The organism is Pseudarthrobacter sp. Hb11 (assembly GCF_059383655.1).
Genome location: NZ_JBWZCM010000001.1, coordinates 13294 through 28900, shown reverse-complemented (window position 1 = coordinate 28900; position 15607 = coordinate 13294). Strand labels below are relative to the sequence as shown.

The following is a 15607-nucleotide window of genomic DNA, read 5'->3' as shown; positions in this document are numbered from 1 at the left end:
TCAGGCAATGTAAACTTTTTGAGGCGCCGGAATTCAGGTCCGGAGCCATTGCCTCAGTAGCTCAGGGGATAGAGCAGCGGCCTTCTAATCCGCCGGTCGGGGGTTCGATTCCCTCCTGGGGCACTTGGAAAAGCGGCTTTGGTATGCGGGACGCAGGCCAAAGCCGCTTCCGGGCTTCCGGGCTAAGTTTCTGGCGAACCTGATGGCTGCCGGGGCTCCAGTGCGGATGACCCACCAACCAAGTGTTGCCATCACTGGACCTATAGGGATCCCGTAGGGCGGCAGGCCCGCGTTGTAGCCGAGGATGCCTGCCACCACGAACAGCACGCCGGCGTTTGCTACCTGGAAGGGCGTCTGCCTCATCATCTCTATCCGGTCGAGGCTCCGGTCGGCCGTAAGCAGGCGTGCCACGTCCAAGGCGGCGAAGACGATGCCCGACACCAGCGCGATGGGGCCGGCAGCTTTAGCCAGTGGTGAGGACGCTATTTCCTCCTGAGGCGGATGGGGTAGCCGGCAACTCCCTTACCGGAAGCCAGGGCGCCGCTCTCCCGGCGGCTGCCCTGCCGCCGTCGTTCATAGGGGACGCCTCCTGAAGGAAAGTGCTGCGACGGCGGTGCCCGGCGGGGTGCCTTGCGCCAGGCCTGCCGGTCCAGGGCAATAATGCCAAGGACGGCGAGGACGACCACCATGAAGTAGACCAGCTCCACGCGGGTGGCAGCGGCGCCAGTGAAGCCAAAGGAACCCATGGTGAAGGTGCCCTGGCTGTTGTGGAACAGGAGCGTCAGCAGGACGAGCTGTGCAGGGCCCGGGGCAGCGGCGCCGAGTGCCATGGTGATGAGACCCGAGACCAGGACAAGGAGGACGGGGAGGAGAATCGCGACGGCGTACCAGATCCAGCCGACGCGCCACCAGAGAGGACGCCGTCCCCAAGCGCGGAAGCCTGCCCGGCCCACGGTCAGGGCTATGACGGTAACTGCCGCAGCAAGGCTCCCAACAGTCACTGCACGGCGCTCCAATTGTCCGCCGCTGCAAGCGTCCGCACCAGTGCTGCGAGTGCTGCCGACGGACGCTAGGAATGCAGCCGGTGGGGTGCTTCCACGAGTGATCGGACCACGCTGCCGGCGGCCCCCAGCAGGGCGCCGTTTTCACCGGCGGCAGCAATGGTGATGTGCTCGGGCAGGAATTTTCCCGGCGCGTACCTGCTGAGGCTGTCCAGCAACGGCGGGCGCAACCACGGCTCCAGGACGGCGAAGTGTCCGCCGAGGACCACCGCCTTGATGTCCACCACCCGCGACGTGGACGCAACCGCCACGCCCAGGGACCGCCCGGCCCGCTGGACAGCCAGCAGCGAGGCAGGTTCCCCGTTTGTGAGCGCACTTGTTAAGGCGGACATGCTTTCCGATCTCGTTTGCCGCTTGCCTGCTACTCCCGCGGCAGAAAAGATGGCGTCCTGCCCGGCTATCGTCTCCAGGCAGCCGATTCCGCCGCAGGAGCAGGGGCTGCCGTCGGGGTCGACAACAATGTGGCCCACCTCCCCCGCATGGCCTTCGGGGCCAGTGAAGAGTTCCGACTTGATGACCAGTCCGCCACCGACGCCCACCTCGCCGGAAATGAAGAGGAAGTCTTTCCCGCCCGCGGGTCCGCGGGCCAGTTCCGCCAGGGCAGCCGCATTCGCTTCGTTGAAGAGGGTGACACCCAACGGCAGGCCGGGGAGCAGACCGGTGACATCAAGCTTTACGTTCCGCCAGCCCAGGTTGGGGGCAGTGATGACAGTTGACCTGCCGTCATCCACGAGTCCGGGAACAGCGAGTCCTCCGCCCAGGATTTCAACGCCTTTCGCTGCGGCCGCCGTCCGCACCTCGGCGGCCAACGCGGAGAGGGCGGTCATCACCGGCGCACTTGCACTGTCGCGATTGTCCCGTTCAAGGATTTCCTGCACCACCACGGCGCCGGACAGATCAGTCACACCGGCAGCAATGTAGTCGACGTTGATTTCCATGCCCATCACGCCGCGCGCCGGATTCATTGCCAAGCCCACTCCCGGCCGGCCCCGCTCCCCCTGGGGGTTCAGGCCGAGTTCACGCAGGATGCCTGCGTCAAGGAGGTCCAGGACGATGCTCGATACGGACGCCTTGGTCAGCCCGGTGGCGGCGGCAATCTGCGCGCGGGTCAGGTGAAAACCAGCTGGAGACTGTGCCACCGTGCCCAGGACGAGGGCAAGGTTGCTCCTGCGCACATCCCCCATGCTGCCCGGCGTGCCGGCGTCGGACGGGGCAGGTGCGGCTGCCGTGTACGCCATGGCCGGTCTCCTCATAGTCGGTGCGGGACCTCTCCTTGGGTTCCCTTGCTATTGACCCTAGCCTAATCAAGCTTATATAGTTCAAGCAGTAAACTAACTAGCCTGAACAAGGGCCAAACACTAGTGCAAGGACGCATCATGACTTTTTCCCCCACGCCTGCTGATAAGTTCACGTTTGGTCTTTGGACTGTTGGGTGGACCGGCGCTGATCCGTTTGGTGTTGCCACCCGTGCGGAGCTGGACCCGGTGGAGGCGGTGCACCGGCTGGCCGGGCTTGGCGCGTATGGCATCACGTTCCATGACAATGACCTGATCCCGTTTGACGCCACGGCCTCGGAGCGGGACCTGATCCTGAAGAACTTCAAGGCAGCCCTGGCCGAGACCGGCCTGAAGGTCCCGATGGTCACCACGAACCTGTTCAGCCACCCGGTGTTCAAGGACGGCGGTTTTACTTCCAACGACCGGTCCATCCGCCGCTTCGCCCTGTCCAAGGTCCTGCGGAACATTGATTCGGCCGCCGAGTTCGGCGCCGAGACCTTTGTGATGTGGGGCGGGCGTGAAGGCAGCGAGTACGACGGCTCCAAGGACCTCGCCGCGGCCCTGGACCGGATGCGCGAGGGCGTGGACACCGCCGCCGCCTACATCAAGGACAAGGGCTACAACCTCCGCATCGCCCTCGAACCCAAGCCCAACGAACCCCGCGGCGACATCTTCCTCCCCACCGTGGGCCATGCCCTGGCGTTCATCGCCCAGCTCGAGCACGGCGACATCGTGGGCCTGAACCCCGAAACCGGGCACGAGCAGATGGCCGGGCTGAACTTCACCCACGGCATCGCCCAGGCACTGTGGGCCGGGAAGCTCTTCCATATCGACCTCAACGGCCAGCGCGGCATCAAGTACGACCAGGACCTCGTCTTCGGCCACGGCGACCTCACCAGCGCCTTCTTCACCGTTGACCTGCTCGAAAACGGGTTCCCCAACGGCGGCCCCCGCTACGAGGGCCCGCGCCACTTCGACTACAAGCCCTCCCGCACCGACGGCTACGACGGCGTCTGGGAATCAGCCAAAGCCAACATGGCCATGTACCTGCTGCTGAAGGAACGCGCCACCGCCTTCCGCGCCGACCCCCAGGTCCAGGAAGCCCTCGCCGCCTCCGGCGTCTTCGAACTCGGCGAAAGCACCCTCGCCGCCGGCGAAACCGCCACCGACCTGCTGGCCGACACCACCGCGTTCGAGGACTTCGACGCCGACAAGGCCGCCGAACGCTCCTTCGCGTTCATCCGCCTCAACCAGCTCGCCCTCGAACACCTCCTCAACGCCCGCTAACCATGGCACTGGTAGCAGGCATCGACAGCTCCACCCAGTCCTGCAAAGTGGTGATCCGCGATGCGGACACCGGGGCACTGGTGCGCCACGGGCGGGCAAGCCACCCGGAGGGCAGCGAAGTCCACCCGGACCACTGGTGGACTGCCCTTCAGGAAGCAATCCAACAGGCCGGCGGCCTGGATGACGTGGCAGCAGTATCCGTCGGGGGCCAGCAGCACGGCATGGTTTGCCTGGACGCTGACGGCCGGGTCATCAGGCCGGCTCTCCTGTGGAACGACACCCGCAGTTCCGGCGCCGCCCTGGAGCTGATCAGGACCGCGGGCGACGGCGACGCTGCTGCCGGTGCCCGCTATTGGGCCGGTGCCACGGGCACCGTCCCGGTGGCATCGCTGACCCTCACAAAGCTGCACTGGTTGGCAGCCAATGAGCCGGAGAACGCCGCGAAGGTGGCCGCCGTCTGCCTGCCGCACGACTGGCTGACGTGGCGGCTCCTGGGCAACGGCGAGGGCAGCGGCCCCGGAAGCCTCGAGGCCCTCACCACGGACCGTTCGGACGCGTCCGGAACGGGCTACTATTCGACGGCGGCCGGTAGGTACCTGCCGGAGGTCCTGGCGTCATCGCTCGGGCACGTCCCGCTGTTGCCCGATGTGCTGGGTCCGCTGGACGCCGCCGGGAAGACTCCCGCCGGTGCCCTGGTGGCCGCAGGCGCCGGGGACAACGCGGCAGCTGCGCTGGGGGTAGGTGCCGGCGTCGGTGATGTGGTGATGTCGCTGGGTACCTCCGGAACGGTCTTCGCTGTGTCCGGCACTCCTGCCGCCGATCCGTCCGGGCTGGTGGCAGGCTTCGCCGACGCCGCCGGGAATTACCTCCCGCTGGTGTGCACCCTGAACGCGACCCGGGTTTTTGACGCCACCGCAGCACTGCTGGACGTCAGCCTGGCGGAGTTCAGCGAGCTGGCGCTGTCAGCCGAAAGCGGTGCCGGCGGTCTGACCCTGGTGCCGTATTTCGACGGCGAGCGCACGCCGAACCTGCCCGACGCCACGGGTTCCCTGCATGGCATCACCCGCGGGAACTACACGCCGGCTAACCTGGCGCGCGCCGCCGTCGAGGGCGTGGTGTGTTCCCTGGCGGATGGACTGGCGGCCCTTCAGGAGCAGGGAGTCGAGGCCAGGCGGATTATCCTGGTGGGCGGCGGAGCCCAGTCAAGGGCGGTACAGGAGGCAGCGGCCCAGCTGCTGGGAATAGGGGTGACCGTGCCACTTCCCGGCGAGTATGTGGCCGACGGCGCCGCCCGCCAGGCCGGCGCGGCACTCACCGGAAAATTTCCGCAGTGGGCGCTCGACGCCGTCGAGATCCCCGCCGGGAAGGATGACGGCGGGGTGCTCGCCCGCTACCGCCGGTGTGCTTCGCTGTACGCCTAGGCGTTCTTTAGACAGAAGGACCCGGACCGCACTTGCGGTCCGGGTCCTGTCATGTGGGGCGCAGGCTCCTGGCAGCCATGTTGGGAAAGCGTGGCAGGAGCCCGCGGTCTCGATCAGATCAGGCGTACGGGAGGACGAGCTCCGCGTAGCGCTCCTTCACCGTGGCCAGGACGGTATTGCCGTCCGTGTCCCAGATCTCCTGATTGAAGATTTCGACCTCGATGTCGCCGGTGTACCCGGCGTCGCGCACCCAGGCGCCGATGGTGGCGAAGTCCACTACGCCGTCGCCCATGTACCCGCGGGACAGCAGGGGATCAGCGGCGATGGGCATGTTGAAGTCGCACACCTGGTAGGAAGCGATGCGGTTTTCCCGGCCGGCACGTTCAATCTGCGCCTTCAGTTCGGGGTCCCACCAGACGTGGAAAGTATCGACGGCGACACCCACCGTGGATGCGTCGAACGGCGCTGCCAGATCGAGGGCCTGCCCCAGGGTCGAAATCAGGGCACGGTCTGCGGCGTACATCGGGTGCAGCGGCTCCAGGACCAGGCGGACGCCGTTTTCCGCGGCGAAGGGAACCAGGTCGGCGAGGCGGTCGGCGACGCGCCGGCGTGCGGCCACCACGTCCTTCTCCCCCGGCGCCAACCCGCCCACCACGAGGAACAGTTCCGTCGTGCCAAGGGCCACAGCTTCCAGGATGGCGGCGCGGTTGTCAGCCAGCGCCGCAGCCTGCCCTTCGGCGTCGGCAGCGGTGAGGAACCCACCACGGCAGAGGGAGGAGACCCGCAGGCCCGCATCCTTGATCAGGCGGGCTGCCTTGTCCAGGCCGGCTTCCTCCACCCTGTCACGCCAGGGCCCGATGGACGGAATACCGGCGTTGACGCAGCCCTCGACAACCTGGGCGAGGGTCCACTTCTTGGTGGTGGCGCTGTTGATCGCGAGGCGGGAGAAGTCGCTCATACCCCCACCCCGTTGATGCGCAGGTAGTCGGACATCCGGAAGGCGGCCAGTGCCGGGTCCCGGAGCAGTCCGGCCTGGTCGGCCAGTTCGAAGGTCTTGGCAAGGTGGCACACTGAGCGGCCGGAGTGCAGGCCGCCCACCATCTGGAAGCCCTGCTGCTTGCCGTTGAGCCAGGACATAAACGCGATCCCGGTCTTGTAGTAGAACGTGGGGGCGCTGAAGATGTGCTTGCCCAGTTCCCGGGTGGAGTCCAGGATTTCCCGGGCCCTGGCAGCGTTGCCGGCATCATAGTTCTGCAGGGCCACTGAAGCTGCCGGGTAGATGGCGGCGAAGATGCCCAGCAAAGCGTCGGAGTGATGACTGCCGTCGCCGTCGATCAGTTCGGGGTAGTTGAAGTCGTCACCCGTGTAGAGGCGGACGCCATCGGGCAGGGCAGCGCGGAGGGCAACTTCGTGGCTGGCGTCGAGCAGGGAGACCTTGACGCCGTCCACCTTGGTCGCGTTGTCCTTGATGAGCCCCAGGAACGTCTCGGTAGCCGTTGCGACGTCACTCGAACCCCAGTAGCCGGCGAGGGCGGGATCGAACATGGTGCCGAGCCAGTGCAGGATCACCGGCTGGTCCACTTCCTGCAGCAAGGTGGAGTACACCTTCAGGTAGTCCTCGGGGCCGCCGGCGACTTTGGCAAGCGCACGAGAGGCCATGATGATGACCTTGGGTCCGGCCTCGGTGATCAGGGCAATCTGCTCGCGGTATGCCTCGAGGACGGCCTTGAGGCCGTCTTCACCGACGGGAAGGGAGTCGATGTCCAGCTGGTCAGTGCCCGCTCCGCAGGACACGAGGTCACGGACGGTCTTGCCGGCCGTGGCTGCGTTACCGGCGGAAACTACGGAGGCGGCTTCGACGCCGGTGCGCTTGATGAGCTGCTGCGTGGCGGCCCAGTCCAGGCCCATGCCGCGCTGCGCAGTATCCATGGCATCGGCCACGCCAAGGCCATAGGACCACAGCTCATGGCGGTAGGCCATGGTGGCTTCCCAGTCGAGCCTTGCACGCGCACCGGGGGTGTTGTCTGCCAGGACCTCGGGGATGACGTGGGCTGCCGCGTAGGCGCGGCGGGCTGTCAGCGGGGCGGTGGGGCGGGCCCAGGAGGTAGCGCCCTGAAGCCGGTATTCCCTGGTGCCGCCGTCATGGGAGGGAAGGATAAGAGAGGTCATTAGAGCGTGATCTCCGGGATGTCGATGGTGCGGCGTTCGTCGTTGGACTGCAGGCCCAGCTCGGCAAGCTGGACGCCGCGGGCGGCGGACAGCAGGCCAAAGCGGTGCTCGCGGCCGGCAACGACGTCGCGGAGGAACTCTTCCCACTGCAGCTTGAAGCCGTTGTCCAGCTCAGCGTTGGCGGGCACTTCCTGCCACTGGTCGCGGAAGGACTCGGTGACGGGCAGGTCCGGGTTCCAGACCGGCTTGGGGGTGTGTGCGCGCTGCTGGGCAACGCACTTGTTCAGCCCGGCAACGGCGGAGCCGTGTGTGCCGTCGATCTGGAATTCCACCAGCTCGTCGCGGTAGACGCGGACGGCCCAGGAGGAGTTGATCTGCCCGATGACCGGCTCGCCGGCCGGGGTCTCGAGCTCGAAGATGCCGTAGGAGGCGTCGTCGGCGGTGGCCTCGTATTCCTTGCCTGCTTCGTCCCAGCGGGCAGGGATGTGGGTGGCGGTCTTGGCGTTGACGCTCTTGACCTTGCCGATGATGCCCTCAAGGACGTAGTTCCAGTGGCAGAACATGTCAGTGGTCATTCCACCGCCGTCTTCCTTGCGGTAGTTCCAGGACGGGCGCTGCGCAGCCTGGACGTCGCCTTCGAAGACCCAATAGCCGAATTCGCCGCGGATGGAGAGGATGCGGCCGAAGAAGCCTTCGTCCACCAGGCGGCGGAGCTTGACCAGGCCGGGCAGGTACAGCTTGTCGTGGACAACGCCCGCGGTCACGCCGGCTTCCTTTCCGATGCGGGCCAGCTCGATGGCTTCCTCGAGGGTCTCCGCCGTCGGCTTCTCCGTGAAGATGTGCTTGCCGGCGAGCATGGCCTTCTTGAGGGTGGCGGCGCGGAGGCTGGTCATGGAGGCGTCAAAGACAATGTCGACCGTGGGATCGTTGATCACTGCGTCAAGGTCGGTGCTCCACTCGGCCACCTTGTGCTCTTCGGCGAGTTCCCGGATCTTGGCTTCGTTGCGGCCCACCAGGATGGGCTCAACCTGGATGCGGGTGCCGTCCTCCAGGGTGAAGCCGCCGGCGTCCCGGATGGGAAGGATGGAGCGCAGCAGGTGCTGGCGGTAGCCCATCCGGCCGGTGATGCCGTTCATGGCGATACGGATCGTTTTTGTTTCGAAGCCCATGTGTCCTCCACGGTGAGTGAGCAGTTTTACTCAAGCTGATGTGGGAAAGCGCATTCCCATTACGTCAATGATGCACCGGCCGCGGCAAGTTGGCAAGCGCTTTCCGAACGAAACGTAAACTGGCATAATGTGCTTACGCTTATTGACCCTACAAAGCAACCAGGAGACGCTGTGGCTGCAAGTACCCTTACAGAGGTGGCGCGGCTAGCCGGCGTCTCGCCGGCTACAGCCTCCCGCGTCCTGAACGGCTCCGCCCGCAGGCCGGGCCAGGACATAGCGGACAGGGTCCGCCAGGCCGCCGACTCGCTGGGATACATCCCGAACGCCCAGGCCCAGGGCCTCGCAAAGTCCAGTTCGGGGCTGATCGGCCTGATCGTCCACGACATCGCAGACCCCTACTTCGCCGCTATCGCCCGGGGCGTACAGGAAGCCGCACGGGAGCAGCGCAGGATGGTCCTGCTGGCCACCACCGGCGGAGCTCCGGCAGAGGAAAAGGAAGCAGTTGCTGCATTCGCCGCCCGCCGGGCCGATTCAATCGTGATTGCCGGCTCCCGCTCTGCCCAGCCGGAGAACCGGGAAGGCAACGCTGAACTGGCCGCCGAGCTGGACAGGTACTGCCGCAACGGCGGCCGGGTGGCGGTAGTGGGCCACCCCGTGGTGGGCGCGGAGGCGCCGGAGGGCTACTACGTGGTGGCCGTGCCGAACCAGGAGCTGGCCGCAGCGCTGGCGGGCAGACTCGCTTCGCGCTGGGACGGTGACTTTGTGATCATCGGCGGACCCGAGGGACTTTTCACTTCCGACGACCGGGTCCGCGGCTTCCAGGAGGGCCTTGCTGCCGCCGGGCGTGAACCTGCAGACATCGTTCGAACCACCTTCAACCGCGCCGGCGGTTACGAGGCCGGCCTTAAACTTGCCGGCCTGATCAAGGCACGCCAGGAGGAGGCGCCGGAAGGGCGCGGCGGCAGGAAGCTGTGCATCTTTGCCGTCAACGACGTGATGGCCATAGGTGCCGCCGCCGCACTGCGTTCAGAGGGGCTCCGCATTCCGCGCGATGCCATCATCGCCGGGTTTGACGACATCGAAACGCTCCGTGACTTCCGCCCGGCGCTTTCCACGGTCCGCCTGCCGCTTGAAGAGATTGGGCGCCTCGCCACCCGCGCAACGGCTCCGGGAACTGCTTCCGCCGGGGAAGGACCGGACGGCGCAGAACCCAGCGTTTCAGGAATCAGCGCCGAAGAGACGGAAAAGGCAGGGGCCAGCGGCGCGGTGCAGCATCCGATCACCGGCGAAGTTACGCTTCGGCGCAGCACCGAGACGGCTGCCTGACCGTGGCGCCCCGTCTGACGGCGGTCCCGTCCCGTACAGCCGCGCCCGGAGACCGGCCCGCGGTCCTGGTCCTCCCCGGAGGTGGCTACGCCCGGCAGGCCGACCATGAGGCCGAGCCTGTTGCCGAATGGCTCGCCGGCCTGGGCATTCACGCTTTTGTCCTGCGGTACCGGGTTGCGCCGGACCGGCACCCGGCGCCGCTCGAGGATGCAAAGCAGGCCATGCTCCACATCCGCAGCGGTGCGCACGGCCTCGCGGTTGACCACGGACGCGTGGGGGTACTGGGCTTCTCCGCAGGCGGACACCTTGCGGCGACGCTCTCCACCGCGGTGGCTACCGGCAGCGCAAACCTCGATGTCCCACAGGCGGTCCCCGACCTCACCGTGCTGTGCTACCCGGTGGTGTCCTACACCCGGGAGGTCCACCAGGGCTCGGTGGACAACCTCCTGGGCGACGCGCCGCCGTCGGACAGATTGGCGGAACTGTCAGCGGAACAGCAGGTCACCGCCGAAACGCCGCCGGCATTCCTTTGGCACACCGCCGACGACGCCGCCGTACCGGTGAGCCACACCCTGGGCTACGCAGGCGCACTGCTCAGGGCAGGCGTTTCCGCTGAGCTGCACGTCTTCCCCAACGGACGCCACGGGCTGGGACTTGCCGACGGCGAGCCCGGGCCCGATCAGTGGAGCTCGCTGTGTGCAGCCTGGCTGGATCGTGCGGGCTGGACGCAACCCGCGCCGGGACCCTTCTGACCCTCACCATGGTTAACCGGGAAGTGCTGGAGGCGATCCGCGCCGGGGTGCGTGAACTGGCCGACCCGGCGCGTTCCGCCGGTGCGCAGGCATATATGAAATCGGCCATGCCGTCCCTGGGCGCACGGGTGCCGGAGGTGCGGCAGTTGGCCGTGGCGGCGGTTGCCCGGTATCCGTTTGGGTCTGCTGGCCAGCTGCGGGAAAGCGTGCTGGAACTGTGGCGCACCGCGGAGTTCCGCGAGGAGCGGTATGCGGCCATCGATCTCACCGGCGGCAAACTGGTAGCTTCAGACCTGAACATGCTCCCGGTTTATGAGGAGATCATCCGCCAGGGAGCCTGGTGGGACTTCGCTGACGGCGTTGCCGGGCGCATCTGCGCGCTCCTCCAGGCACACCGAGCAGAAATGTCAGCAGTCATTCTGCGCTGGAGCAGTGACCCCGACTTTTGGGTCCGGCGGGCTTCGATCACCGCGCAGCTTAAGGCAAAAGCGGACACCGACACAGAGCTCCTGGGCCGCGTGATCGAGGCGAACCTTCCCGACTCAGAGTTCTTCATCAGGAAAGCGATCGGCTGGGCCCTGCGGGAGTACGCGAAGACAGCGCCGGATTGGGTGGCGGCTTTTGTTGCCGCGCACGAGGACAGGATCAGCCCGCTGTCCCGCCGGGAGGCGCTGAAGAACCTGGCTAAATGACGGGCCTTTCAACCACCGGCTCGGGACTCTTCCGGAAGAGGCTCCTCGTGCGGGGATCCCAGAAAATCAAGTAAAGGCCGAACAGCAGGCCCGTAACGGCAGCGGCGACCCTTGCCAGCACCAGGGCCAGGCCAAGGTCAGCGGTCTGCAGGTACGGGAAAACCTCCAGCTGGTCGGAAATTGCGTAGATCATAAAGAACGGAACTACAAAGTAGAGTGCCTTGACCTGCCAGTCGTTCCGAATGCCGGTTACGGCAAACAACGGAATGAGCCATACCACATACCAGGACTGGATCATGGGTGCCAGCACCACAATCGCCGCGAATGCAAGTGTCAGCCGGCGGATCAGGCGGTCGTGCTCACCCCTGAAGATCAGCCAGGCGACGATGCCCACCGCCAGCAGCTTCCCGGCGTCGAACACCCAGCCGGCGAAGATCCAGCCGTCCAGCCCGAACGAGTTGGCCAGCGAGGCGACCACCAGTCCGATCAGCCCCACCGGCGCGTACCAGATGAAGATACTGCCCGGGGCCGAGAGCCCGTTGATCCAGCCGAACCCGAAACCGTTAACCAGGCTCATGAGAACCAGGAGCCCCAGGCTCAACGCTGCCGTCAGGGCCCAGTAGGAGAACTTGCGCAGCCAGCCTGCGTTCTTGCCGGCCCAGAGCAGCCCGATGAAGGGCAGGAAAACTATCGTGATGGGCTTGACGGCGATCGAGAGCGTCACCAGGACGATGCCCCGGACCACGCGGTGGGTCGCTGAGTAGTAGAGACCGGCCAGGGCCAGTCCAATCATGAGGGCATCGTTGTGGACGCTGGCGATGAAGTTGGTCAGGAAGAGGGGGTTGGCCGCCGTCAGCCACAAGGCCCGGTTGGGGTTGACCCCGTGCAGTTCGGCAAGTTTGGGTACATAAATCACGCAGAGGACCACCCCGGCAAGCGCCACCAGCCGGAACAGCATCACGCTGGCTTCAGGCTGGACGTTGGTGGCCCACACGATGAACTGTTCGATCCACAGGAACAACTGTCCGTACGGAACGGGGGCCTCGGTCCACATTTTGTCCGCGCCCAGCTGGAAGTAGTTGGATAACGCAGAAATGCCGTTCTCGTACGGGTTGAAGCCCTCCACCATCAGGCGGCCCTGGCCGATGTAGGCATAGACGTCGCGGCTGAACAGCGGCACGCTGAACATCATGGGCAGCCCCCAGGCGACCACAGCCATCAGCGTGGCCTTTCGGGCTTCTTCTCCCCAGATGCGGACACGCTGGCCCAGCCGGAGCCAGGCGCGGACCAGGAGCATCCCGCCTACGGCCAGCAGAACGATGGACAGGGCCACGCCCGCCGCTTCTGCCCGCATCCAGATGAACAGCGGCATCCGGCGGAGTTCCGAGACAGGGGCCAGCCAGCCCACTCCCAGGGAGCCAATCAGCATAAACATCGAGCCCGCGAATCCGGCCAGGAGCGGTGAGCGGGGATTGTCCACTTCAGCCCCCACCGCTGCAGCAGTGTCCGCGGACGCCAGTTCCCTGGCTGCAGGCACAGGCGCCGTCATCTCAGGATCGTCCAATCTCTTGGGTCTGCGCTCTTGGGTCTGCGCGGTTCTGCCCGGCGGGCTGCGTGGCCGGCCAGAGCGGTTACAACGACAGCAATTTGTCCCGCCGCGTACCCGAAATCCTAGCACCGGCAGGCAGCCGGGAGGTGTAACGGTAGGCTGGTCCGGTGCCTATATCTAACGAACGCATCGTCTGGATCGACTGTGAAATGACCGGTCTGGACATCAAGAATGACGCCTTGATCGAGGTGGCAGCCCTGGTGACGGACTCCGAACTGAACATCCTCGGAGACGGGGTGGACGTAGTGATAAAACCTGACGATGCCGCCCTGGCCCAGATGAACGACTTCGTCCGGGACATGCACACCAAGTCGGGGCTGCTCAAGGAACTCCCTCACGGCATCACGATGGCCGAAGCAGAGGCAGCAGTCCTGGAGTACATCGAGAAATGGGTGCCGGACCCCCGCAAGGCACCCCTGGGAGGCAACTCGGTGGGCACCGACCGTGTGTTCCTTTCGCGCGACATGCCGTCCGTGGTGGAGCACCTGCATTACCGCGTGATTGACGTGAGCACCATCAAGGAGCTCTCCCGCCGCTGGTTCGCCAGGGCTTACTTCCAGTCGCCCGCCAAGAAGGGTGGCCACCGGGCCCTGGGAGACATCAAGGATTCCATCGATGAGCTCCGCTACTACCGTGAAGCCGTGTTTGTGCCGACGCCGGGCCCGGACAGCGCCACAGCCCAGCAGATCGCAAGGCGCATCGCCGCGGCCGACGATGTGCAGCAGCCAAAAGAGTAATCTGCGCCACGTTTGCAGAAAATTTCGGTGAAATCAGCAAAAGTGGACAAAGCACACCTCAAGAGCAGGTAAGCTATTTGAGTTGCCTTTCCAGAGAGCCGGTTTGCCGGTAATTATGCAGGGCGCATGGTGGGCTTAGCTCAGTTGGCAGAGCGCCTGGTTGTGGTCCAGGAGGTCGCGGGTTCAACCCCCGTAGCTCACCCTCACAGGATGGTATTGACAGCCGTCCAGCAAGGAGGCCGCACCGGATTATCCGGTGCGGCCTCCTTTCTTTTGCACAAAAGATAACGCCGAAGGACCGTGAGATGACTGTTCTGCCAATCACCATTTGGGGAGAGCCCGTCCTGCACCGCAGGGCAACCGAGGTGGAAGTGTTCGACGACGAATTGCGGACTCTTATCGCCGACATGTTCGAAACGAACGACGCAGCCAACGGCGTGGGCCTCGCGGCCCCGCAAGTGGGCGTTGGGAAGCGGATCTTTGTCTACAAGTACGCCAATGACGACGGCGCTCCCCCCACTGGCGTGCTGGTTAACCCGGTCCTCACCCTGTCAAAAATTTCCGGGGCTGTCCCCGACCCTGACGAGGAAGAGGAAGGCTGCCTGTCCTTCCCCAGCGGGCAGTACCCGCTGAAGCGCGCCGAATGGGCCCGGGTGGAGGGCTTTGACGGCTTTGGGCAACCCGTCAGGTTCGAGGCGACGGGATGGTTCGCGCGCGTACTGCAGCATGAGTACGACCACCTTGACGGCAAGCTCTATGTCAACCGGCTGATGGACCGCTACGCGTGCAAGGCCATGAAGCAGGCTAAGAAAAACGGCTGGGGCGTTCCCGGGCTGACGTGGATGCCGGGTGTGGACCCGGATCCCTTCGGCCACTAGGCTCCGACGGCGGCCCGACTCAGGGCTGCCGCATGCGGCAGCGGCGCGAAGGTCAGTTGGCTGAGATGGTCTGCTGGTCCCGGCAGGACCCGAGTACGCGTTTCATGGCGTCCTTCTCCGCCTCGGTGACCCATAGGCCGTAGGCGGCCTTAACGGAGATTTGGCGGGCCACGTAGTGGCAGCGGATGGACTTGTTTTTGGGGAGCCAGGTAGCGGCATCGCTCGCGCCTTTCTGGCCATTGACCGGCCCATCCGCGGCAATGAGGTTCAGCGGATCGTTGGCAAGGCTCTGACGCTGTACCGCTGTGAGCGCCTGGGCACCTTTCTGCCATGCGTCCGCCAAGGGAACCACGTGGTCTATCTGGACCGCCCGGCTGCTTTCGGAGCCCCTGCGGAAATCCATGAATTGTCCGAGGTAGGGCTCATGGAAGGAACCCGCAGCCACCCGGCACTTCGAGCCTTCCATAAAAACCACGCCGGTGAGGTCACGCCGCAGGATGTCGTTGCGGGTATCGCAGCCGTTGCGGTCGACGTCCTGCCAAGCCTGGCCGAAAGCCTCACGGTCGTAGTTATCCTTGGCAGCCCGTCCCTTCACGGCAATTCCGTCCAGCGCGGAGAGGGCAGTGCCTGAAGGCACCGGATGCACCGGCACAACGGGCTTCATCCACGCGGGATCGAAAACGGGAGCTTCCATAGGACCGGAGGCGGTGGGCTCTGCTACCGCAAACTGGCCGGCGGTAAAAAACCAAAACAGCGCACCCAGTGCGGAAACGGCAGCAACCGCCAGGATCCCCCACGCCTGCCGTGAACGACGGCGGGCGCGCCGGTACGCGGACCAGCTCACGGTCATGGTGTTCCTGGCCTTCCGGTAACGTCATGCACCAGAAGAGCCTAGGACAACCGCCTGTCATTCCCGCCGATATCCACACTGTGGAGGGCGGGTCGAAGGTTGAACCGGGGAGCTATTGCTCCCGCATCACCCGCCGGAGGTCCTCCTCGGCGATGGCCAGGAGTCCCTCAAGCTGCCGCACCCGGTCTTGGGAGACGTCGCCCGTCTGGTAGCCGGCGCGGGCACCCTCAAGCAGCCGGACGGCTTCCTTGTGGTTGGCCTTTGCCACGTCCAGGGCGTGTTCCAGGGTGGTTTCGTGCTGGAGCGCCGAATCTTTATCCATGGCACAAGTGTGGTCCCGTTTCCCGGCTGATTCCAGCGAAATCAGCCGGGAAATCCG

At 65.6% G+C, this 15607-nt stretch carries 15 protein-coding genes and 2 tRNA genes; 9 read left to right on the top strand and 8 right to left on the bottom strand.

What is annotated here, in order from left to right; translation table 11 throughout:
• Positions 1-50 precede the first annotated feature (50 nt).
• A tRNA-Arg gene (locus tag AC50X7_RS00165) sits at positions 51-123 on the top strand.
• Between the two features lie 359 nt (positions 124-482).
• Here AC50X7_RS00165 and AC50X7_RS00160 read toward each other — a convergent pair.
• Both AC50X7_RS00160 and AC50X7_RS00155 read right to left on the bottom strand, forming a co-directional pair.
• On the bottom strand, positions 483-1001 hold the full coding sequence (locus AC50X7_RS00160) for a hypothetical protein (RefSeq protein WP_494977238.1): 519 nt from the start codon (positions 999-1001) through the stop codon (positions 483-485).
• Between the two features lie 68 nt (positions 1002-1069).
• The gene (locus tag AC50X7_RS00155) at positions 1070-2299 is read right to left on the bottom strand and encodes an ROK family protein (protein ID WP_494977237.1); all 1230 of its coding nucleotides are present in this window, start codon (positions 2297-2299) and stop codon (positions 1070-1072) included.
• A 138-nt stretch (positions 2300-2437) separates the two neighbouring features.
• On the opposite strand from AC50X7_RS00155, the gene xylA reads away from it, so the two are divergent.
• Together xylA and xylB are read left to right on the top strand one after the other, a co-directional pair.
• Positions 2438-3625 carry a xylose isomerase gene (gene xylA / locus AC50X7_RS00150; RefSeq protein WP_494977236.1) on the top strand — a complete coding sequence of 396 codons (1188 nt, stop codon included), beginning with the start codon at positions 2438-2440 and terminating at the stop codon, positions 3623-3625.
• Between the two features lie 2 nt (positions 3626-3627).
• The gene (gene xylB, locus AC50X7_RS00145) at positions 3628-5046 is read left to right on the top strand and encodes a xylulokinase (RefSeq protein ID WP_494977235.1); all 1419 of its coding nucleotides are present in this window, start codon (positions 3628-3630) and stop codon (positions 5044-5046) included.
• 118 nt (positions 5047-5164) lie between these two features.
• Here xylB and AC50X7_RS00140 read toward each other — a convergent pair whose 3' ends face one another.
• From AC50X7_RS00140 to AC50X7_RS00130, 3 genes are read right to left on the bottom strand one after another with little or no spacing between them, the layout of a single operon-like run.
• The gene (locus tag AC50X7_RS00140) at positions 5165-6004 is read right to left on the bottom strand and encodes a sugar phosphate isomerase/epimerase family protein (RefSeq protein ID WP_307094807.1); all 840 of its coding nucleotides are present in this window, start codon (positions 6002-6004) and stop codon (positions 5165-5167) included.
• Positions 6001-7215, bottom strand: a complete 1215-nt coding sequence (locus AC50X7_RS00135) for a dihydrodipicolinate synthase family protein (protein WP_494977234.1) — start codon at positions 7213-7215, stop codon at positions 6001-6003. Before AC50X7_RS00135 ends, AC50X7_RS00140 begins: the two co-directional genes overlap by 4 nt.
• Positions 7215-8384 (bottom strand): Gfo/Idh/MocA family protein, encoded by a 1170-nt coding sequence (locus AC50X7_RS00130; protein WP_494977233.1) that lies wholly within the window; start codon positions 8382-8384, stop codon positions 7215-7217. Before AC50X7_RS00130 ends, AC50X7_RS00135 begins: the two co-directional genes overlap by 1 nt.
• 171 nt (positions 8385-8555) lie before the next feature.
• Here AC50X7_RS00130 and AC50X7_RS00125 point away from each other — a divergent pair, with 171 nt between their 5' ends.
• The 3 genes from AC50X7_RS00125 to AC50X7_RS00115 are packed head-to-tail and all read left to right on the top strand — an operon-like array spanning position 8556 to position 11154.
• On the top strand, positions 8556-9710 hold the full coding sequence (locus AC50X7_RS00125) for a LacI family DNA-binding transcriptional regulator (protein WP_494977232.1): 1155 nt from the start codon (positions 8556-8558) through the stop codon (positions 9708-9710).
• Between the two features lie 2 nt (positions 9711-9712).
• On the top strand, positions 9713-10462 hold the full coding sequence (locus tag AC50X7_RS00120; RefSeq protein WP_494977231.1) for an alpha/beta hydrolase: 750 nt from the start codon (positions 9713-9715) through the stop codon (positions 10460-10462).
• Positions 10463-10470: 8 nt separating this feature from the next.
• On the top strand, positions 10471-11154 hold the full coding sequence (locus tag AC50X7_RS00115; RefSeq protein ID WP_494977230.1) for a DNA alkylation repair protein: 684 nt from the start codon (positions 10471-10473) through the stop codon (positions 11152-11154).
• On the opposite strand, the gene mptB is transcribed toward AC50X7_RS00115, so the two are convergent.
• Entirely contained in the window at positions 11147-12703 is a 1557-nt protein-coding gene (gene mptB / locus AC50X7_RS00110) for a polyprenol phosphomannose-dependent alpha 1,6 mannosyltransferase MptB (protein WP_494977229.1), read from the bottom strand. The genes AC50X7_RS00115 and mptB overlap by 8 nt on opposite strands.
• A 167-nt stretch (positions 12704-12870) precedes the next feature.
• Here mptB and orn point away from each other — a divergent pair, with 167 nt between their 5' ends.
• The 3 genes from orn (at position 12871) to def (ending at position 14378) form a co-directional block, all read left to right on the top strand.
• Positions 12871-13500, top strand: coding sequence for an oligoribonuclease (gene orn / locus AC50X7_RS00105; protein WP_494977228.1), 630 nt, complete (start codon positions 12871-12873; stop codon positions 13498-13500).
• Between the two features lie 129 nt (positions 13501-13629).
• Positions 13630-13702: transfer RNA gene (locus tag AC50X7_RS00100), tRNA-His, on the top strand.
• 103 nt (positions 13703-13805) lie between these two features.
• Positions 13806-14378, top strand: coding sequence for a peptide deformylase (gene def / locus AC50X7_RS00095; RefSeq protein WP_494977227.1), 573 nt, complete (start codon positions 13806-13808; stop codon positions 14376-14378).
• 52 nt (positions 14379-14430) lie between these two features.
• Here the strand turns inward: def and AC50X7_RS00090 are convergent, their stop codons facing one another.
• A complete protein-coding gene (locus AC50X7_RS00090) occupies positions 14431-15228 on the bottom strand; it encodes an HNH endonuclease family protein (protein ID WP_494977226.1) in 798 nt (265 codons plus the stop codon).
• A gap of 112 nt (positions 15229-15340) precedes the next feature.
• Positions 15341-15550 (bottom strand): hypothetical protein, encoded by a 210-nt coding sequence (locus AC50X7_RS00085; RefSeq protein ID WP_494977225.1) that lies wholly within the window; start codon positions 15548-15550, stop codon positions 15341-15343.
• Positions 15551-15607 lie beyond the last annotated feature (57 nt).